We start from the raw sequence: 22,085 nt of genomic DNA, 5'->3' as shown, positions 1-22,085 counted from the left end.
CGTGGTCAATGCTTCAATTCTAAAATCTAAAATCTAAAATCTAAAATCTAAAATCGATTGACTTCTTTATTTATGCTTGACTATGATTTAGTGATTATTGGTGGAACTCCGGCCGGACGTTATGCTGCTTTGACTGCAACTAATTTCCCGGCCCGCGTTGCTTTGGTGGAACCGCTAAGTAATTCCCAAGATTTGCCGAGTGGGGGGAAAGAGTCGATCGACCTTGGTTTGAGATACAGCCAAACTTTGAGGGAGGCTGCTCGTTTTGCTCAGCAGATCAGCCGCCAGCAGTTGGGAGTTCGCTGGGAAGTCGCGAATTCCTCTATGCCACTCAAATTGCGCTTTGACGGGGTTCTAAAGTGGGCAGATGATGTTGTTTCTAATTTGTCAGAAATTGATTCTCTCGGCCTTTTGGCTACTCGCGGGGTTGATGTTATTTTTGGCAGCGGCGAGTTTGTTGCGAAACCGGATTTGGCTTTTGTTGTGGGCGGGCGAAAATTGCGATCGCTCTGTTATTTGCTAGCTTGTCCAACTCTGCCGGCGATTCCCAATATTGAAGGACTTTCGTCTGCTGGCTTTTTTACTTCGGAAACTGTTGGGGAATTAGCAAAACTTCCCCAGTTGCCTAAAAGTTTGGCTGTAATCGGCGCAGATCCCAGCGGTGTCGAAGTGGCTCAAACTTTTGCTCGCTTGGGGGTTGCTGTCACTTTGGTGGTGAAAAGTTCGCACATTTTGGCTAAAGAAGACCGGGAGGCTGCTGGTTTGGTGCAAGCTGGAATGGAAGCTGAGGGAGTGCGGATTCTGACTGCTACTGAGGTGACTCAAGCTAGGGTGATTGATGGTAAAAAGTGGATTCAAGCTGGGCCAAGGGCGATCGAAGCTGAGGAGATTTTTCTGGCTGCGGGTAGAGGACACAATTTTTCTTCGTTAAATCTCGAAGCGGCTAAGGTTAAATTCAGCGATCGGGGGGTGATTTTAAATGAAAAGCTGCAAACAACTAATCACCGAATTTACGGGATCGGCGATGTTGCTGGGGGTTATCCGTTCCCTCACATCGCTAATTACGAAGCTGCAGTTGCTGTGAAAAATGCTTTGTTTTTGCCGCTGTTTCAAATAGATTATCGCGGGATTCCTTGGGCGATTTTTTCTGACCCGCAATTGGCGAGGGTTGGCTTGACTGAAGCGCAAGCAAGGCGTCGTTTTGGAGACGATCTGATTGTTTGTCGGGAATATTTCAAGAATGTTGAAAGAGCTCAAATGTCCGGGGATACAACTGGTTTTTGTAAGATTGTCGGGCGTCGCAACGGGGAGATTTTGGGAGCGAGCATTGTGGGGCCGCAAGCTGCTGAGTTGATTCACGCGATCGCTTTGGCTGTGCGTCACGGGATGAAGGTTGAGGCGATCGCCCAACTTCCTTATATTTGGTCTAGTTTTTCGGAAATTAGCGGTCAAACTGCTGCTGTTTGGGAGTCGCAGCGCTTGGGCAGAAATACTTTTTCGCGGAATTTATGGGAGAATTTGTTTCACTGGCGCAGGTATTGGAATCAGTAAAGAAATCCAATGTTTGTAGTAGGATTTTTTGAATTTTATATGCTTAGCGCACAATTAAAAAGTAATTTGCTAATCAACTCACTCGGCCCTAAAATTGTGTGTCAATAAATAATATAACAAGGTGTTGACCGTTGCTCCCAGGTCGAGGGAAATATGTAATTTAAATGTACCACAACTTAACTAATAACTGATGACTACTCACTGAGAACTAATGACTGCTAACTAATTATTGCGGGCGAGAGTGCAATGCTGGATTTGACGATCGCCGGTACAATGCGATCGCACGCCATTCTCGCCCCAGAAAGGTTTCTGGCGACTGGCCCCACTTGCAGCGCCGCTAAACCACCAGTCAAAAATAATTCGCATCCGGGCCAACGCAGGTGTTTGTCTAAGACTGGCAAACCTTTAACTATTTCAATGGGATGCGTTTCTAGCATTTCTTTGAACATTGGTTCGGCTGCAATGTCTAGTTTGGTGCCGGTTGCTAGCCAAATTCGATCGACAAATAACGTCTCCCCACCGCTGCAATCAACAGTCCATCTGTTATTTTCCCACCGAACGCCAACAACTTCGCACTGTTCGTGAAATGTCAGTTGTTCGCTGTGGGAGAGCCTCCGCAACTGTGTCATAATTTCCGGTGTCATCGAGCCACCGTTGCGGGCTTGTTGAATGGTTTCCCAACGCGAATGGCAATCTGGTTCGGCGGCGAATCCTTTGAGGTATTTTGGCCCCAACCAACCGGGTTCGGCATCAAATAGTTTTTCTTGGAAATAGCGCCTAGTCATTAACAGGACTTTGGCTCCTCTGGCAATTGCTCCTACTGCTAAATGTCCGCTGGTTAGTCCGCCGCCGACAATTAATATTTGTTCTCCGTGCAATTGCAAATTTCGCAAATCTACTTGATGGGAGTGGCGAATTCTTTCGGGGGGATGCTGTGTTTGAATTTGATTTGCCCAGGCTGGTAAATGCGGTTTTCCACTGCCGGCGGCGACGATTACTCGGCGGGCGATCGCACTTTTTCCGTCTTCAAACCACAGGTGGAAACGGCCGGATTTCGGCTGAATGCGGGTTACTTTTGCTTTGATAACTCGATCGCCCAATTGCCACCGTTTAATTGTGTCGCCGCAAAATTCCTCAAATAACCGACTTCCGGGCAAATCGTAGGGGGGAAACAATTCCGAGGAGCGATTTTCGGCAAACCTCCGCAATTCGTAAGGGTTGGGATCGGGGTGGTGCACTGCGGGCGATCGTAAATGCCCAATTTCTAAAGCTGCAAATTGCCTCCGCCACTGAGTCAGCCATTCGCCGCTCGGATCGAATGCTAAAAATTTATCCCGGAGGCTCTTGCGTTTTTTTAATATGTGTGCAGTAAGAGTCAGGGCGTGGGGCCCAGCGCCGATTAAAGCTAAATCAATTTGGGGCGGCGTGGCTTCTGAGTTCGCTTGCATGAGAATTGCTGATTTGCGAATGATAACAATTCTCATTATTATAGGTCGATCGAGCCTCAAGTTTACGTCTTTCGAGAACCAGCAGGATTTCTGTTCCGCAAAAAGAGACAGGATGATACGCAAAAGCTCAGAAACCCTCTTGATGAGAGGTTTCTGCCCCGACAGGGACGCACTGCGACGCTCAGAAACCGGGTTTTTTAGCTCACCGAAATGAAAACCGCGATCGGAAAGCGTCGGCATCGTCCGTTGGCGTAGCGATATAAGGGTCGCGAATTAAATAACTTACAATTTTAATTGTTATTGTGGGATGGGCGTCCCGCCCGTCCACTCATGACGGGCTATAAGAGCCCATCCCACTTTCAAGAGTGGAAGTTATTTAATTCTCATTCCTAAGTAAAACAACTTAGCCGACTGCCGATGTCATTTTCCGCTTCTGAACTTTGGCATTTAATACCTGATTTACTTCTGAGAGTTGGGCAGCTTGTTGTGGCATCTGGGCAAATAATTCAGCTTGCTCACGGGCGACTCCCAAGTGCTCCGCAATCTGACGCAGAAACTCGATTTCCTCTGCTTCCGGCTTTAAACCCTGAGCCGCCCGAATTGTAATGATGACATTAAATTATGATGTAAACTAGACATTAGATTTTCTAGGCGATCGCCTTCAAGCATCGGTTTCAAAAACACTCTTAAGTACCTGATTAGCGTCTTAAGTTCCTCTTCCATGAACTGCGGTTGTTCCATAAGCCTTAGCTAAGTCATTTTCTACTTAGTCTCAACTCAAGTATCAACAGCTCTTACATAAAATATTAAGTCGAGTTTTTAAAATCCCTCTTTCATAATTGGAATTTCCAAAATATGTTAAGAAAAATGTAATTAATGAATAGCAAGGCAGATAGAGGGAAAATAGTAGAAAGTAACTCTAAGAAGCTTCCGACTTGAAAGAAGTAGGAATACGTAGAAATGGCTAGCATAAAAAATCTTGTTCTAGGATATCACATTAACGAGCAAATATACGCAGGCAATCGAACTCTAGTTTATCGCGGTTGTCGGTCTTCAGATCGGCTGCCCGTAGCGATCAAGCTGCTGCGAAATGACTTTCCCCGCTTCAACGAACTGGTTCACTTCCGCAACCAGTACGTCATTGCTAAAAACTTAGATATCCCTGGCAGTGTCAAGGCATACAGCCTAGAGACTTACCACAACCACTATGCTCTGGTGATGGAAGACTTTGGCGGAATTTCCTTATGTAGCTACCTGGCTAATCTAGCATCTGAGAGCAACGAACCCCTAGAAGGCTTGCCCGTGAGCGAGTTTCTGCCTATTGCGATTCAAATTGCCAACTCCCTCGACGGACTTTATCGCCACCACGTCATCCATAAAGACCTCAAACCTGCCAACATTCTCATTAACCCCACCAGCAAACAAGTCAAGCTGATTGACTTCAGCATCGCTTCCCTACTACCGCGCGAAACCCAAGAAATTCAAAATCCCAACGTGCTTGAGGGCACTTTACCTTACATTTCTCCCGAACAAACTGGGCGGATGAACCGAGGCATTGATTACCGCACAGATTTTTACTCGCTGGGAGTCACATTCTACGAATTATTAACAGGAAAGTTACCATTCCAAACAGACGATCCAATGGATTTGGTACACTGCCACCTCGCCAAACAGCCCCTCCCAGCCTCAAGTTTAAACCAGAGCGTTCCATTGGTGCTGTCGGAGATTGTCAGCAAACTGATGGCGAAGAATGCTGAAGCTCGCTATCAAAGCGCCCTAGGACTCAAGTTTGATTTGGAAATTTGTTTATTCCAGTGGAAAGAGACAGGGAGGTTAACTAACTTTAAAATAGGGGAGCGAGATTTGTGCGATCGCTTCATCATCCCAGAAAAATTATACGGTAGAGAAACCGAAGTATTCTCCCTGCTATCGGCCTTCGAGCGCGTGAGTGGCGGCAGCACCGAAATGATGCTCGTTGCCGGTTTCTCCGGCATTGGTAAAACCGCTGTTGTCAACGAAGTTCACAAACCAATTGTGAGACAGCGTGGCTACTTCATCAAAGGCAAATTCGACCAATTTGCGCGCAGCCAGCCCTTCTCAGCTTTTGTACAAGCTTTTCGCGATTTAATGGGACAATTGCTCTCGGAAAGCGATGCTAAAGTTGAGGAGTGGAAGACTCAAATCCTGGCAGCATTGGGCGAAAATGCTCAGGTAATCGTTGAGGTAATTCCCGAACTAGAGCGGATTATTGGCTCGCCACCCCCGGCACCAGAACTCGTCGCCAGTGCTGCCCAAAATCGCTTCAATCGGTTATTCGAGAACTTCATCTCTATCTTCGCCACTAAAGAACATCCCCTCGTTATTTTCTTAGACGACTTGCAATGGGTAGACTCAGCCTCATTGAAGTTGATTCAACTCCTGACGAGCGATCGCGATCGGCGCTATCTCTTTTTAATTGGAGCGTATCGAGATAACGAAGTTTTTCCCGCACACCCTTTGATGGTGACATTAGCCGACATTCAAACAACCGGAGCTACGGTAAACACCATTACTCTAGATCCGCTTGAGCGCTTCCATTTGAATTGTCTGATTGCCGATACATTAGCTTGTTCTACAGCGTTGGCTCAGCCTTTGACAGAACTCGTTTATCAGAAAACCAAAGGCAATCCATTTTTTAGCACACAATTCCTCAAATCTTTGCATGAAGATGGGATAATTGAATTTAATTTTGCAGCTCGGTATTGGCAGTGCGATATTGCTAGAGTCCGAACCTTGGCTCTAACGGATGATGTACTAGAATTCATGGCACTTCAGTTGCGAAAGCTGCCAGCCCGGACACAGGAAGTTTTAAAGTTAGCTGCTTGTATTGGCAATCAGTTCGATTTGGCTACATTAGCAATTGTTGATGAGAATTCACCAACAGAAACAGCAACAGCTTTGTGGAAAGCATTGCAAGAAGGGTTGATTTTACCAGTTAGCGATGTTTATAAATTTTATCAAGAATGTGGTAACAGTTTATCAAAATCAATCACTGGAGAAGAATCTGAGCAATTACCAGTTAACAATGACCAATTAGTTAAATACAAATTTTTCCACGATCGCGTCCAACAAGCAGCCTATTCCCTCATTCCTGAAGACCAAAAGCGCTCTACTCACTTAAAAATCGGTCAACTGCTGTTAAAGAATACGCCCGAAGCCGATCGAGAAGAAAAAATGTTTGATATTGTCAACCACTTGAATATGGGAGTAAATCTAATTACCCACGAGCTAGATAGGGAGCAATTAGCACGGTTAAATCTGGTTGCCGGAAAGAAAGCTAAAGCTGCTACTGCCTATTCTGCTGCGGTTGAATATTTAAATATTGGCACAGAATTACTGGCAGTAAATAGTTGGGAGAATCAATACGAACTAACATTAGCGCTGCATACCGAAGCAGCAGAAGCGGCATATCTAAGCGGTGACTTTGACCGGATGGAGACATTAGCATCACTCGTGGAAAGCTGCGCCAAAACGCTACTGGACAAAGTGAAGGTATATGAAGTACAGATAGAAGCTTATATGGCGCAAAATAAGCTACAGGAAGCTCTGAATACAGGGTTGCCAGTCTTACAGCAGTTGGGGGTAGAGTTTCCCTCCGAGCCAAATTTCTCTGATATTGGACAGGCACTAGGAGAAACCGCGTCAATTTTGAGCGGAAAGGGAACTGAGGACTTAATCGATCTCCCTCTAATGACAGATCCTCAACAAATAGCAACTATAACCATTCTGTCAAGCCTATTTACTCCTGCCTACATAGCGCTGCCGCCACTCGCGCCTTTGGTAGTTTGCAAACAAGTCAATTTATCTGTCCAATATGGCAATGCTTCTTTGTCACCCTATGCTTTTGCCATATATAGTTATCTTCTCTGTGGCATGGGAGATATTGAGCGGGGCTATGAGTTCGGTCAAATGGCTTTACGTCTCTTGTCAAAGTTGGATGCCAAAGAAATCCAAGCCAAGACATCCGCAATGGTACATTCTAGTATTCAACCTTGGAAAGAACACTTCAGAAAGAGCTTAGAACCTTTGCTGTCAGATTATTTTTGTGGGCTGGAAACCGGAGAGTTAGAATTTGCTGGCTATGCTATCTTTCAATACAGTTATTACTCGTATTTTATTGGCAAGCAACTAACGCAACTCGAACGAGAGATAGCAAGCTACGCAGATGCCGTCACTAAAATTCATCAGGAAGCAGCACTTTCTTATCAGAAAATTTGTTGGCAAGCCGTTTTGAACTTGATAGGAAGAGCGCAAGACCCATGCCATTTAAAGGGAGAAGCCTACGACGAAGAGACAATGTTGCAACTGTATGAGCGAACCAATAACTACCTGGGAATTCATTACTTATACTTGCACAAACTTGTGCTTTCTTATCTGTTTGAAAATTACCCGGAAGCCTTAAAAAATATCGCTCAAATAGAAAGTTATTTGAGCGCAGCTTCAGGGCAGATAACTGTTGTCCTCTTCTATTTCTACGATTCTCTAGTGCGGCTGGCAGTGTATGCCGATACTCCACAGTCCGAACAACAGGAACTTCTTGACAGAGTACAAGCTAATCAAGAAAAAATCCAGAAATGGGCGCATCATGCCCCCGTGAATCATCTGCATAAATTCTATCTAGTAGAGGCAGAGCGGCATCGGGTTTTAAACCAAAAAATAGAAGCGCTTGAGATGTACGACAAGGCGATCGCCCTCGCCAAAGAAAACGAATACCTCAACGAGGAAGCTCTAGCTCACGAACTCGCTGCTAAATTCTATTTAGAATGGGGTAAAGAAAAACTGGCAAAACCTTATTTAATTGATGCTTACTATGCTTACGCTCGTTGGGGAGCAAAAGTAAAGATTGACCATTTAGAACAGCGTTATCCCCAATTGCTGGCTGTGATCCTGCAACAGGAGCGAACTCGCCAGAATCCGACCGAAACAACTCACACATCCAGCAGTGAATCATCCGTATCTAACACGAATAGAACAATTATCGGTAGCACTAGCAGTTGGGGCTTAGTAGATTTGCCGACAGTAATCAAAGCTTCTCAAGCTCTATCGAGCGAAATTAAACTCGATCAATTGCTCACTACCCTCATGCAAGTGGTGGTAAAGAATGCCGGAGCACAAACCGGAGCATTAATTTTGAATGAAGAGGGAAACTGGAGGATAAACGTCCACTGCACAAACCGCCAAGAGTGCCTTCTGCAATCAATGCCGGTTGAGGAGAGTGAAGTAATTCCTCTCACCCTGATCAACTACGTCAAACGTACAAAAGAAACCCTGATTTTTGATGATGCTAGCAATCAACCAAGATTTGCATCTGACCCCTACATAATCCACCACCAACCTCAAAGCCTGCTGTGCACTCCGATCAGCGAGCGAGGGAAAATGATGGGGATTTTGTATTTGGAAAATAATTTAGCAACCGGGGTATTCACGGGCGATCGCGTCGCCATCCTCAACATCCTGTGCTCCCAAGCAGCAATTTCCTTACAAAACGCCAGACTGTATCAACAATCCCAGGAATATGCCCAAAAACTAGAACAATCTATCCACGATCTCAAACAGATGCAGTTGCAATTGGTGCAGGGTGAAAAAATGTCTGCTTTGGGAAATTTAGTCGCAGGGGTAGCCCACGAAATTAACAATCCCGTAGGCTTTATCGCGGGAAATTTGCAACCGGCTATAGAATATGTGGGGGATTTATTCAATTTGATTGATTTGTATCAAGAAAAATTTCCTAATCCGGGAGGAGAAATTGAAGCAGAAATTGAAGATATGGACTTGGAGTATTTGCGAGAAGATTTGCCCAAATTGATTGGTTCAATGAAAGAGGGAGTCGATCGCATCCGCAATATCAGTACAAGTTTGAGAACGTTTTCCAGGGCAGATAGCGATCGACCAGTTGCTTTCAATATTCACGATGGACTAGAGAGCACTCTGCTAATTCTCAAGCACCGTTTAAAAGCCAGCGAGTTCCGCCCTGCCATTGAAATTGTGAAAGAGTATGGTAACTTGCCCCTAGTGAAATGCTTTCCTGGACAGTTAAACCAGGTATTTATGAATGTGCTGGCTAATGCCATTGACGCTCTGGAGGAGTCAAATAAGGGGCGCTGTTTTAGTGAAATTAAAGCCCTACCTAATCAAATCACGGTTCAAACTGCTCTGAGCGAAGACAACAATCAGGTTGTGATTCGGATTAAGGATAATGGAGTGGGGATGTCGCCCGAAGTCAAGGAAAACATCTTTAACCACTTATTTACAACCAAGCCTGTGGGTCAAGGAACCGGATTAGGATTGTCGATCGCCCACCAAATTGTTGTGGAAAAACATGGAGGTACATTAGTGGTGAATTCTTCTTTAGACCAGGGTTCGGAGTTTGTGATTTCTATTCCGGTGTGAGCCTTTTGTAGTAAGGCTTGAGGGCAATTAGCAGACCCTCGAAATGACAAGCCACGTTGTTAGAATAAACAGGAAACTGGGCACGGGGAACGAGCAACAGGCTAGGGGTTGTCGTGCTAGAAACTGGCGACTACGGACTTGGAAAACAAAGAATCGAGGCTAATTTTCCCATCATCAGCCCGCACCTTATTCGTGATTGAGACAGCGGTTTCCAACCGCCCGCTTTACCAACACTCTCCCCTTTTTTTGTGCCCGTTTTGAGTCAAGAGTTCCCTGGAGATTTTAAGCCTCTACCTTGCCGAAATGAAAGCAGCTATCATGCTACTCAGATTGTGGAGGTGAACTAACCTGACGGTCAACTGGGTACAGTTAGACCGCAGGCTTCTTTTTCCTTTTTTTCAAAGGCTTTTTTGAGTGACGGAGTTCCCCCGCCACTTTCATAACTCAGACCAATCTTTCTGACGAGTTTAGCTGAATTTTCGTCTCGATCTAAAGATTCCCCACACTGGCAAGAATGCCACCGTTCCGATAATTCTTTCGGGACTTTATTGAGGCAGTTCCAACAGTGCTGGGAAGTTCCCTTTGGATCAACAAATAAAACACTTTTACCTAGTTTCCAGGCGACATATTTCAGAACGTTGGCGAATTGCCCGTGAGCAGCATCAAGCATGGATTTATTCAAACCACTCTTAGCTGACTGACCGTTAGGCAAATAAACCAAATTACCATTCTCAATATCGGTCTTGGGCTTGGCACGTCTAGTCAGATTTTTGACACTCAAGTCTTCAACAACTAAAACATCACATTTACCGAATAACTCATGTGCAGTTTTGAACTGAAAATCTAATCGGGATCTAGCCACGAACTGATGGAGTTGGGAAACCTTGTCCTTGATTATTTTCCAAGGTTGAGAACCCTTGACTCTATTAGCTAACTTCGCTTGAAGCCTTGCTAATTTCTGAGCCGATTTCCTCAAAAATCTAGGATTCTCAACTCTTTCACCATTGGAAAGGTAAGCGTAATTAGTAATTCCCAAGTCGATACCCACAGTATTTTCATCAGTCGGTTGAATTTCTGCAACCGTTACGGGAACCGTCTTATCTTCTAGCGTCAAGGAAATATACCACCCATCCGCTTCTGAGATAACACTACCCGTCTTAACTTTGAACCCTGTTGGTATTGGGCGGTGAAAAACCATAGGTACTTGACCTATTTTGGCAAGGCTAATACAAATCCTATTTTGCTCATCCTTGACAATATTTAGGTTGTCTAATTGAGGATAAGTGAAGGATTTGTAGTAGGGTCGCCCCTTGAATTTAGGCTTGCCTCTACGATGGCCATTTTTGTCGGGCGTAGTAAAGTTTGAAAAGGAAGTTTCTACTCTGTTGACGACATCTTGCAAAACCTGAGAATCCAACACTTTATAATTAGGAAACAGCTTTTTAGTGTTTTTTATGTCAGCAAGTTGTATCGTCTGCCACTGTACATATCCGCCTTCAATGTTCGAGAAAACGTCACCTTTCCTGGTCAAAGGATTGCCTGATTCATCCTTCTTTCTGCCATCTCTAGTTTGCACTCTCGTCAAAGGAATATTTCGATAAATCTCCTCAACAGGGACTATCGAAACAATCAATGGGCAAGCGTTTATGGGCGTTCTCGTGGCTGACCACCACCTAAATCTTTCGCTGAGTCGGTAGTTGTACTGCCGGCGACAAAGTTCTAAGTGAGCCACAATCGTCGTTAGTTGGGCAATGGTTGGTTTGAGGCGGTATTTGTAAGTTAGTTGCATTTCTAAACTTCCTATTTTCGACCTTTGCATAGTATAGTTTATGTACGTCTAAAATGCAACACCAAATTACTATTTTAGCACTGGGAAGAACATCGAAAATCAAGATGCTCCCGAAGATTGATTCATAGTAGGCAAGTCTAATTGTCGGCTTCCGTTCCTCCATCCGACGAGCCTTTCATCACGCGGGCGTAATTCATTCGGGGTACTTCGCTTAGCGCTCAGATTCATCCCCTCTGAATATACGCCCGGGACTTCCCGGCTGGTAGTTAAAATAGATTTCGAGGCAATTTTAGAAATACTTTTGTCTTGACCGATCGCCCTGATGCGGTGTGGAGTGAAAGCAAAAAGTGGTATACAAGAGTGGTTTATATACCACTTTTGTATACCACTGCCGATAAATTGCACAGATGGCTAAAAAAGCGGATAGCCTCAAAGCCTTGTGGAGTAAGGGATGTACGGAGAGGGTGGGATTTGAACCCACGTTAGAGTTACCCCTAAAGTAGATTTCGAGTCTACCGCATTCAACCGCTCTGCCACCTCTCCAATTGATTTGAGATGTGAGCTAAAAGTATTTTACCGCACAGTGTGCCAGATTGTAAATCTTTATAAAAAAGAAGTTTGATTTTCTTCAGATTCCAAAGTGGTCTTAAATCCCCCTGCTGGAGTCCACTGGAGGGCTCCGTCGCGCCCTGTCCAGAAAATCTGGGTTTTGCTTTGGCGCAGTTGGGCTGCGGTTTCTGGGTCGATTTCGTCAGCAGAGGCGATCGCCACTTGTGGCCCAACTGCGCTTAACAACTCAGCCGTCAGGGCTTTTCCTGACCACCACAGCACTTGAGCCGGCTTCAAGGTTCCCGTTGCTGCCAATTTTTTTTGCGCTTCCGGTGTCATTTCACCGACGAGCAACCAAGTTCGATTTCCCACCAGGAATTCTACCACCGGAATCTCCGCATTCACCAACTGCAACCGCGTCGCACCCATATCAACTGTACTGTTAGTTTCTAAAGGAAAGTAAACGCCTTGGCGAGATTGCACAGCCGTCATAAATTCCTGATTGTTGCTACGGTAAATTTGTTTGGGAGCGTTATTATCATAAAAGGTTTTTATTGGCAAGCGTGCTAGTAATTTTCCCCAACCACTGCTCAATCCTAAATGACCGTGAGTGGCGATCGCAAAATTCACAGAATTAACTCCTTGCTGCTGCAAAAAAGGCAACACTGTAAACCTTACGGTATTTTCATCACCGCTATTAATTAGCGCCACTTTTCCCCTATCTTGAATTACTAAAACAGGTTCGCCAGATGTCGCCAGCAAAGTAACTTGAAATAAAGATGATTGAACGTGCCAAGCTGGCAAAACTATGATACTTATTCCCGCTACCAGCGCCAGCGGTAAAATCCAAGCAGATGAAAAACTCGGCAGCGCAATAACTCTGCTTTTCCCCTTCTTCCCTTTCCCCTTTTCCTGATTTTTTCCTCGGACTGCTTCCGGCTTCCGTCTTTTTTCTTCCTTCCTCCTTCTATCCGTTACATCCGTTACAGAATCCGTTGCCGAACTTCCTTCTTCCTTCTTCTTTCTTCCCCCGATCCAAACCCAGCAAATTAAACTGTAAAGCGCGATTAGCTGAAACACCGATACTTGACCGACAGCTACCGAATTACCGGGTAATTGCGAGAAATATTGGGCGATCGCAATTAACCCCTTTGCCGGATAGTCCAGCAGTTGTGCTAAAACACTGCCAGCGGGCGGAAAAATCAATCCAGCTAAAGCGCTAACCATCCCCCCAATACTCAAAATCCACAGCAAAGGAGCCGCAATAATATTAACTAAAATGCTGTAAGGTGATACCACGCTAAAAACGTAAAGTAGCAGCGGCAGCACCCAAACTGAAGCGGCGATCGGAACCACAACAATCGAAGCGATCGCAGGAGGCATCCAGTCCAATTTTGCCATCAGTGGTGGCGTTGTCACGATTAACCCCAAAGTTGCCAAAAAACTTAGTTGAAAACCTAAATCCCAAATCCACAAAGGGTTAACCAGCAGTAAAATAGTAGCAGCGATTAACAGCAATCCCAGCGGCTTAACTTGGCGGCTGAGCACCAAAGCAAATAGTGTTCCAAATCCCATCAAAGCAGCGCGGCATACTGATGGTTCAAAGCCAGTTAATGCCACTAGCAAAAATAAAGCACCGACGCCAAAACTAAATTGCAATTGTTTGGAAAAACGCCTGGTTAAAGCTAGAACTAAAGCCAAAACCATCGAAACTTGAGTGCCGGAAGCTGCGATCGCGTGGGCTAATCCAGCCTGCACAAAATAGTCGCGGATGTTGTAAGGTAAATCTACTGCTTGTTTGCCGAGGGCGATCGCACTGATTAGCGGGCCTTCGGGAACATTTAACTGCGATAGTTGCGATCGCACGATCCGCTGCCGCATCGCTTGAATTTTCGATGGCTGCATCCCGCTTGGTTCCAAGAAAGCAGCCGTTTGGCTGTTAACTCGATTTACATCCGCGATCGCCTTTTCTCTCTTCCAGTCAATTTGACGCCCTTTGAGCCCTACAAAAGCTCCTTCTCTGGCTAAATATGCTTGAAAATTAAAAGCCCCCGGATTCGACGGCGGCTGCGGTTTGTACAAGGAACCCACAACTGCGATCGTATTGTCGGCGTACAAACCCGTTGCTTGCAGCAGGGGCACTGTAACGTAGAGTTTGCCGGATACTGGGCGGTTTACGACTGCTCCTCCCTCGCCGCCGTTGATTTCGCTAACTAAATCTGTTTCTAGCCAAAATTGCGATCGACCCGATCGAGTCAATCGAGGCGTACTGACAACTCTACCGCGAACTGTCACTGCCACTTCTTGAGTGTTTCCAACCGCCGGAATCAGTTTGCTGATGTCATCTATTGCCGGTTGGGGCGATCGAACTGCAAAATAAACGCTAGCTAGAAATGCCAGCAAACCAGCAACCGCCCACACCCATTTCGCTCTCGGCAGCATCTCCAACAAACTCAACTCTTCCCTCGCATCTAAGGGTGCTTCAAGAGCATTTTCTTTTTGTCTGCTGCGTCTTTTCTTAGTAACTTTGACAGAATTTTTAGTATATTTTCGCAACAATTTCGGCAGGGCGATCGCTACCGTTATTCCCAAAGCAAGTATCCCGTATCTACCCCAAGAAACCGCTGTAGAAATCAATCCCAAAATGTAGGCAAGACAGAAAATGACACCCGTTGCTTGATTCATTAATTAGCAAGTAATTAGCAATTTTTACTGTCCAAAGTAGAGTTGGTTTCAGTCCAGAACACATAATATCAATTCCGGTTATATCGGAATGATTTAACCACAGAGAACGCAGAGAACGCAGAGGAAGAGAAGAGAGAGAGACGAATAATGCCGATGAAGAGAGGATTTCATATAACCTCTGTATGTAGGGTACACATTGCGACCCTACATATACTACCACTGCCTGATAAGTCTTCTTCTAAATAGACAGCCCCAATTTTAAACCGAAAGCCGCGTGCAGCACCATAAGTGCAAGGGCCGTCGTGCCTAAATAAGCGTGAACCGCGCGCAGTGCTAGCTTATTGCCCCCAAAACCCGTTAGCGAAATCAAGCTGCCAATAGCCAGCAAAACCAGCACTGCCGAACCCGTCCAAAAATGCGGACTTTCCATGACTGGCTGGTGCTGCATCACCAGCGACAGCAAGCCGCCTGTATAGCCCAAAGCTAGAAACAGAAACATCCACGGTGCAAGCTTGCGGTGATCCGAGCGACTTTTGAGTGCGACATCTTTATCGGTGGCCAAACGTCCCTGCCATCCCGTATACCCGACAAAACTGCCCATCGCCACTACCACGATCCCCATCATTACAGGGTGTCCCCAATGGGTAATTGGTTCGGGAATTCCTAGACTGCGAAATTGACTGGCGATGGGTTCTAGTAGTTCGCTTAAATTTACCATTTGATACTGACTCCAAACTTGGCGATAAATATTTTCGGACTAATCATTAAAATATTATAAAATATTAGTGTAGCAAGTGCGATCGTGCACTTCAAAGAGCCGTTTAACCTAACAGCCCAACATTGGCCAAAAGCCTAGATATACGCAAAACTTAGCCGGCTTGGGCCGGCTGTGAGATGTTTTACAGCAGTGATGCTGCTTCAAGTTAATTATTAGCCCGATCGGCTAAATCTAAGAGCAAAAATAAACGCCATTCGCCCGCACATCACACCCCGTGGGCTGCCTTTTGCCCAATCTTCACAGCCTCATCCTCACTCTGGATGTTAAATTATACCTGCCTGCTCAAAGTTAATTTCAATTCCTTGACTTTTGAATGCCCAAGGGGAAATTTAACATCGCAGCCGACGAGCCGTCACACTTCTACATTTTGCTAATCGTTCTCAAGGGAGAATCAACTGCTGAAAAAAAACTAGAGGTTCCAAGTTTGAGACTTCTGGCATCAAGTATGCCGTCTGCCCAGGCTCACTTCGATCGACCGATCGCTAAACAGTCTCAAGGCACCCTGATAGCACTCTTGGCTGTTGAGCAGCCATCGCTGTGCACCTAAATGAATCCTCCCAACTAACTCGCTGGGGATTCGGTTTTAGCAGACAAGCAGCCACTTTCTTGCGTCGCCTTCCTCGGAACCGTGCAATCGCTACACTCACTGGGCCGTCGCTAAAGTAGCTTCCGAAGGTTGGATTTGATACTTTACGAGATTTGCCAGTTCTTGTAACTGATTAATCGCTTCTGCACCTTCTAGTTTCATGAGTTCGCGGTCGTCCCGCATCTCAGTCCAAGTGATACCGTAATCTGACACTAAAAATCGAATCAGATGGTTGTCCGTCAAACTGACCATAAATGAGGCACTGTTCATCTGACCCCCGCAAGTGTAGCAGGATGCCAGATAACCCCGATGCTCTAGCACGATCGCTAAAGCTTGGAGGTTCATTACCAAATCTTGAACGAATTTACGGTGTTGTTCTGCAAGTCTCAGAAACACAGTTCTCCTCCTATCACCACACCGTGTATTTTACATCCCATTTAATAATTTCTTAATAAGTGGGTCTTTAGGTGCTGGTTCAGTATACGTTTAGTATGCTCAAAAAAAATCGGATTAGCGACCTCTTCAGCCTACGTATACTAGATTAACCGAGTTGCGATCGAAACGAAGTATCAGCAGCAACATTCACCCAAAACAGGCTCTCGCGGGGGACTCCAGCCGGAAAATTTGCCTGCTGTCAGGGCTGATTCAGCCGTTCGAGAGCCCAAAGATACAAATAACTAATGATAGTAATGAAATTAGTTAAGTAGAAGAGTTCAATCACCCTGGGGATACTCGTCCCAAAGCGTCGTCGTCTGCCGCAAGCTCCGAAAATCGCCATTCCCCAAAATCAAGTGATCCAGTAGCGGAATCGACAAAAACTGCGCTCCCGCCAGCAACTGTCGCGTCAAAGCAATATCCTCCGGGCTCGGTTCCACAATCCCCGATGGGTGATTGTGCGAGATAATCGCCCGCGTCGCCCCCTGGCGGATCACCTCGCGAAAAATATCCCGTGGGTGAGCCAAAGTTTCCGTGGCTGTGCCGATCGTAATTACCTGAGTACCCAGCAGCCGATTTTTCACATCCAGCAACACCACAGCAAAACGTTCCTGAGACTGCCACATCAAATCCTGACTCAGGGCATCAGCCGCCGCTTGGGGAGAGTCAACCACAGCCATTTCCGGCGGCCGCGACTGAAAAACCCGCTTCCCCAACTCCACCGCAGCCAAAATCGAAGTCGCCTTAGCCGGGCCAATCCCGTGAATCTGCGTCAACTCCTGAACGCTAATACTGCGTAGCACAGCCAGAGGATCGCGGGAATGCAAACTCAACTGATTTAAAATATACTGTCCAAGCCCTACGGCGGAAAGTTTGCCGGGGCCCTGACCAGTACCCAGGAGAATCGCAATCAATTCTGCAGTTGCCAAACTTTTCGGGCCACCCGCCATCAACCGTTCCCGTGGCCGTTCACTCGTTGGCAAATCGGCAATTCTCAAGCTGTAAGTCATAGCTGCACCCGCACCGCAAGCTCAACAATTAGACAATTTTAGCCGATCGATTTGTGTTCTTCAATTCGTACAATCACCGAAAAAAGCCTTCATCATTAACCGAGGCTGTTGGCAGATAAAATCTAACCCAGGGTTTCGCAAGCGATCGAGTCTCGATGTCGATCGACCTTAAACCGATCGCCCGGATATGCCTCTAACACTCGCTGCGCTTGGGCTTGAGTCGCAAATTGACACTCCCCACGGCTAGAAGCCAGGCCGGGCGGATTTATTCTGACCGGATGATTATATAATAGAACCGGCGCGAGGCTAGGGGACGATCGCCCGTTCTATCCAAACTCTGTGCATAGCTCCATGAATTTAATTGAAGCTATTATTGCAGTGTAAGGATTCAGGTCTGAAAAATGGGAATAAACGAGCGGCATAGGCAAGGCACAAGAATGTGCAGAAATAGCCTCACGGAAAAAAGCCATTACTCAACGAGCTTGAAAACGACAGGTTTGAATCACACGAGCGGAGATTAGCAGTTTCCTCAAATCGTTTCATCGAACGAGATCCGCCAAAAACTTTCCGTTTAGTTACAGCTAGCCATAGAGAAAGTTCTGCTAAATTATTATCCGGAGACATCGAGGACTCATCCAGAAAATACCACCACTGTTTTGCTTTATCTGGTAAGTATTTGAGCAACAAACCTGCGGCATAACCCACAAGGATCAACCAAGTCACCAAAGCTTGATTCAATCTTATTTTGAAATCTTGATCCCACGAGTTGTAGGTAAGGATCGCGAATTAAATAACTTACAATTTTAATTGTTATTGTGGGATGGGCGTCCCGCCCGTCATGAGTGGACGGGCGGGACGCCCATCCCACTTTCAAGAGTGGAAATTATTTAATTCTCATTCCTAAGTATATCCTTTGTTTTGCGCCAGGACTCATGGGCGATAAGCTGTTCGGCATTTAAAAGACGATAGTAGTGTGCCTCATTACAGAAGTGTTTCCCGCATAAGCGCGTAAGTGTTCACTCCTGACACCAGAGGGATTAATTCGGTTGAATAGCCGCTAGAATTTGCCCTGCTGTCACCGTTTGCCCCTTTTCACAAAACAATTGAGCCACAGTGCCAGCAACATCAGCAGTAATAGCAATTTCCATTTTCATCGCTTCCAAAATTAACAGACGATCGCCCTCAGCAACCACATCTCCCACATTAACCAGCACCTGCCAAACATTAGCCGAAACGTGAGCGACAACTGCCTCACAGTCGATCGGCAAAGTAACCTCCGCCGCCGTGTCAGAAGCCCCATCCGCCGAGGATTCTGCGGCAGCTTCAGCGTCAAATTCCCCGGAGGCGGCCCAGCGATCGCGCTCTGCATTAAATGCGGTCTGCTGCTGCGCTTTAAACTCAGCCGCACTGTTAGCAATAGAATGCAAAAACTCATTGTATTCTCTCAAATTAAAAGTGATTTCCTCAACCTTTAATTTAAACTTACCTTCAATAAATTCTTCCCGACAGCGGTGCAATTCCTCATGAGAAACCGGATAAAATCGGATTTGGTCAAAAAAGCGCAAAAGCCAAGGTTTACCAGACTGGAAATCCGCCGTTTGTTTGAACCGATTCCACATTTGCACCGTGCGGCCGACAAATTGATAACCTCCCGGCCCTTCCATCCCGTAAACGCACAAATACGCGCCGCCAATGCCAACTGCATTTTCAGGAGTCCAAGTGCGGGCGGGATTGTATTTAGTAGTAACCAAACGGTGGCGCGGATCGAGGGGAGTTGCGACGGGCGCGCCTAAATAAACGTCTCCCAAACCCATCACTAAATAGCTAGCATTAAATACAATTTCTCTGACTTGTTCGATGCCCTCAAGCCCGTTTATGCGGCGAATAAACTCAATATTGCTGGGACACCAAGGTGCATCCGATCGCACAGACTGCATATATTTTTCAATAGCCAACAGCGTCGATTCATCTTCCCAAGATAAAGGCAAGTGCACAATTCGCGCCGGCACTTCCAAATCCTCGATCGCCGGAAGTTCCGCCTCCGCCGCAATCAGCGCCTGCATTAGCTGCTGTTGCGAAATCTGGCTGCCCTCAAAGTGAATTTGGAGCGATCGCATTCCCGGCACTAATTCGATAACACCCGGCAACGGATTTGCTTTCAACTGTTCCATCAATGCGTGCGCCCGAAAACGCAAATTTAAATCCAGCACCAACGGGCCGTATTCAACTAGAATATATTTATCCCCAGCTTGACGGTAAGTAACAGCAACCTGTCCCGGAGATTCTGGAATTTCGTGCAAAATTGGAGAAGCGGGAACTGCGGGCAATTCCGCCGAAGTTTCCCCAAAAACAGGCAAACAAAAAGTAGCAATTTGCCTATTTTGTGCTAATTCCCGCTGCAAAGCTTCAGCAAAACTCAAACAGTGAAAGCGAATGCTATCCCCCGGTTTCAGTTGCCCGATTTTCCACAATTCCGACTGCACAATAGTAGCAGGACAGACAAAACCTCCCAAACTCGGGCCGTCCAGACCCAGAATTACAGGCATATCGCCCGTAAAATCGATCGTGCCGATCGCGTAAGCATTATCGTGAATGTTAGACGGGTGCAAACCCGCTTCTCCCCCGTCTTGACGCGCCCAGGTGGGCTTCGGGCCGATCAGCCGAATGCCCGTCCGCGTCGAGTTATAATGCACCTGCCATTCTGTGGAGAAAAACATTTCGATGTCTGACTCAGTAAAGAAATCCGGCGCGCCGTGAGGCCCGTACAAAACGCCGATTTCCCAATTATTGCTGTAGGTGGGAATTAATTCTGGAGGCAAAGATATTTCCGCTTCCAGAGTTGCAGTTTGGTTGAGTTTTAACACATCTCCCGGACGCAGCGTGCGGCCCGCGTGTCCGCCAAATTTGCCCAGTACAAAAGTTGATTTGCTGCCCAAATAATCGGGGACATTAAAGCCGTGTTTGACTGCTAAATAAGTGCGGTAGCCGCCGCCTTGAATGGCTTTTAACTTGAGAATGCTGCCAGCTTTTACGGGAATAGCTGTCCAAAACGGCACCGATTCGCCGTTTAGCGTTCCCTTCATAGTTGCCCCAGTCAAACTAATAACTGTATCGGCATTAAAGCGCAGAGTTGGGCCTGTAGCTGTGAATTCCAATCCTGCTGTCGATTCGGGATTTCCTACTAAACGATTTGCCGATCGAAATGCCAGATGATCCATCGGCCCGGAAGGCGGCACGCCAACATCCCAATAGCCAATCCGCCCCGGATAATCCTGAATGCTGCTGTAGGTTCCCCCATCCAATACATCGATCGTTAAAGGTGCGTATTCAAAAGAGTTTAAAAAGCGCGTGCTCAGTTCGCCCCGGCTGAATCGGGAATCGTCCAAAATCTGGCGGAGGTAATCTAAATTAGTTTCAATTCCCGCTATTTCACTGGCATCTAAAGCAGCTTTTAGTTTTACGATCGCCTGCGATCGATTATCCCCGCAAACGATTACTTTGGCTAGCAGCGGATCGTAAAAAGGAGTTACCTCCGTGCCGGTTTCTATCCAACTGTCGCAGCGGACGTTTTCGGGAAACGCAACTTGATTCAGCAACCCGGAACTCGGCTGAAAATTCTTGCCGGCATCTTCCGCATAAATTCGCACCTCAATTGAGTGGCCCTGCGGTTGATAGCGGTACTCTTCCAGGGGGAACAAATCTCCCGAAGCCTGTTTTACCATCCACTCAACGAGGTCGATGTTGTTGACAGCTTCAGTAACGCCGTGTTCAACTTGCAGGCGCGTGTTGACTTCCAAAAAATAAAACTGTTTCGCATCGACATCAAATACAAATTCAACAGTACCGGCTGACTGGTAATTTACCGCTTTTCCCAGCCGCACTGCTGCACTGTACAACAGATTTCGCTGTTCGTCGCTAATAGCAGGGGCGGGGGTTTCTTCAATTACTTTTTGATTGCGCCGCTGCACCGAACAATCTCGTTCGCCCAAGGCTATGACGTTTCCTTTGCCATCTCCAAAGATTTGGACTTCAATGTGTCTGGCTGTTTGAATGTATTTCTCTAAAAAAACGCCGCTTTGTTTAAAATTGCTTTGACTCAAACGCTGTACTTTTTCAAAGGCTTCTGCCAAATCTCGATCGCCAAAACAAGCCTGCAAACCGATACCACCGCCGCCTGCGGTACTTTTGAGCATCACCGGATAGCCGATCGCCCCAGCCGCTTTTTGGGCATCCTCCAAACAGGCTAAAAGTTCGCTTCCGGGAGTTAGCGGCACTTGATTTGCAGCGGCTATTTCCCGCGCGGTGTGCTTCAATCCAAAGCAGCGCAACTGAGTCGGAGTCGGGCCGATAAATGCAATATTTTCGCTTGCACAAGCTTCGGCAAATTCAGCATTTTCGCTCAAAAAGCCGTAACCCGGATGGATAGCTTGAGCTTTTGTTTGGCGCGCAACTTCGAGAATGCGATCGAACCGCAAATAACTCTCGGCTGCGGCGGCTGCACCGATACAAACAGCTTCGCTGGCGGCGAAAACGTGCTTGGCATGGGCGTCGGCTTCAGAATATACTGCTACCGAAGCAATTCCGAGGCGATCGAGTGTGCGGATAATTCGGCAGGCAATTTCACCGCGATTTGCAATCAAAACTTTGTTAAACATTTAGGGAATTGGGAATTGGGAATTGCTAATGGCAGGGGTTCAGAAACCGGGTTTTTTCCTAAATCTTGGTGAGGATACAAAAATCATCGCAGAAACCCGGTTTTTTGGACTTGGGGCAGGGGTTCAGAAACCGGGTTTCTTCCTAAATCTGGGTGAGGATACAAAAATCA

Annotated in this window: 11 protein-coding genes, 1 tRNA gene and 1 pseudogene; 3 read left to right on the top strand and 10 right to left on the bottom strand. The window is 46.4% G+C overall.

The features are described from left to right. Positions 1 to 57: 57 nt before the first annotated feature. Positions 58 to 1,551 (top strand): NAD(P)/FAD-dependent oxidoreductase, encoded by a 1,494-nt coding sequence (locus QUA88_RS14590; RefSeq protein WP_333272328.1) that lies wholly within the window; start codon positions 58 to 60, stop codon positions 1,549 to 1,551. Between the two features lie 218 nt (positions 1,552 to 1,769). Here QUA88_RS14590 and QUA88_RS14585 read toward each other — a convergent pair whose 3' ends face one another. Beyond that, entirely contained in the window at positions 1,770 to 3,035 is a 1,266-nt protein-coding gene (locus QUA88_RS14585) for an FAD/NAD(P)-binding protein (protein WP_445243055.1), read from the bottom strand. A gap of 367 nt (positions 3,036 to 3,402) precedes the next feature. Further along, the gene (locus QUA88_RS14580) at positions 3,403 to 3,531 is read right to left on the bottom strand and encodes a hypothetical protein (protein WP_333055130.1); all 129 of its coding nucleotides are present in this window, start codon (positions 3,529 to 3,531) and stop codon (positions 3,403 to 3,405) included. 428 nt (positions 3,532 to 3,959) lie between these two features. On the opposite strand from QUA88_RS14580, the gene QUA88_RS14575 reads away from it, so the two are divergent. Then, a complete protein-coding gene (locus tag QUA88_RS14575) occupies positions 3,960 to 9,428 on the top strand; it encodes an AAA family ATPase (RefSeq protein ID WP_333263031.1) in 5,469 nt (1,822 codons plus the stop codon). Between the two features lie 355 nt (positions 9,429 to 9,783). Here the strand turns inward: QUA88_RS14575 and QUA88_RS14570 are convergent, their stop codons facing one another. From QUA88_RS14570 to QUA88_RS14555, 4 genes are all read right to left on the bottom strand, one after another. Then, the gene (locus tag QUA88_RS14570) at positions 9,784 to 11,217 is read right to left on the bottom strand and encodes a transposase (protein WP_333055127.1); all 1,434 of its coding nucleotides are present in this window, start codon (positions 11,215 to 11,217) and stop codon (positions 9,784 to 9,786) included. Positions 11,218 to 11,673: 456 nt separating this feature from the next. Further along, positions 11,674 to 11,760, bottom strand: a tRNA-Ser gene (locus tag QUA88_RS14565). A gap of 60 nt (positions 11,761 to 11,820) precedes the next feature. Continuing rightward, positions 11,821 to 14,451 carry a ComEC/Rec2 family competence protein gene (locus QUA88_RS14560; protein ID WP_333055126.1) on the bottom strand — a complete coding sequence of 877 codons (2,631 nt, stop codon included), beginning with the start codon at positions 14,449 to 14,451 and terminating at the stop codon, positions 11,821 to 11,823. Between the two features lie 238 nt (positions 14,452 to 14,689). Then, positions 14,690 to 15,169, bottom strand: coding sequence for a DUF4079 domain-containing protein (locus QUA88_RS14555; RefSeq protein WP_333055125.1), 480 nt, complete (start codon positions 15,167 to 15,169; stop codon positions 14,690 to 14,692). A gap of 373 nt (positions 15,170 to 15,542) precedes the next feature. On the opposite strand from QUA88_RS14555, the gene QUA88_RS14550 reads away from it, so the two are divergent. After that, a complete protein-coding gene (locus tag QUA88_RS14550; protein WP_333055123.1) occupies positions 15,543 to 15,776 on the top strand; it encodes a hypothetical protein in 234 nt (77 codons plus the stop codon). Between the two features lie 96 nt (positions 15,777 to 15,872). Here the strand turns inward: QUA88_RS14550 and QUA88_RS14545 are convergent, their stop codons facing one another. The 4 genes and pseudogenes from QUA88_RS14545 to uca form a co-directional block, all read right to left on the bottom strand. After that, complete coding sequence (locus tag QUA88_RS14545) at positions 15,873 to 16,211, bottom strand: DUF1815 family protein (protein WP_015176985.1); 339 nt, start codon at positions 16,209 to 16,211, stop codon at positions 15,873 to 15,875. A gap of 317 nt (positions 16,212 to 16,528) precedes the next feature. After that, positions 16,529 to 17,260, bottom strand: a complete 732-nt coding sequence (radC, locus tag QUA88_RS14540; RefSeq protein WP_333055122.1) for a RadC family protein — start codon at positions 17,258 to 17,260, stop codon at positions 16,529 to 16,531. Positions 17,261 to 17,736: 476 nt separating this feature from the next. After that, positions 17,737 to 17,962: pseudogene (locus QUA88_RS14535) on the bottom strand (IS66 family transposase); the annotation flags it as partial. Between the two features lie 335 nt (positions 17,963 to 18,297). Beyond that, on the bottom strand, positions 18,298 to 21,915 hold the full coding sequence (gene uca / locus QUA88_RS14530) for an urea carboxylase (protein ID WP_333263034.1): 3,618 nt from the start codon (positions 21,913 to 21,915) through the stop codon (positions 18,298 to 18,300). Positions 21,916 to 22,085 lie beyond the last annotated feature (170 nt).

It is taken from the genome of Microcoleus sp. D3_18_C2, from assembly GCF_036702395.1.
Classification (GTDB): domain Bacteria; phylum Cyanobacteriota; class Cyanobacteriia; order Cyanobacteriales; family Microcoleaceae; genus Microcoleus.
This window is presented reverse-complemented; position numbering and strand designations above follow the sequence as displayed.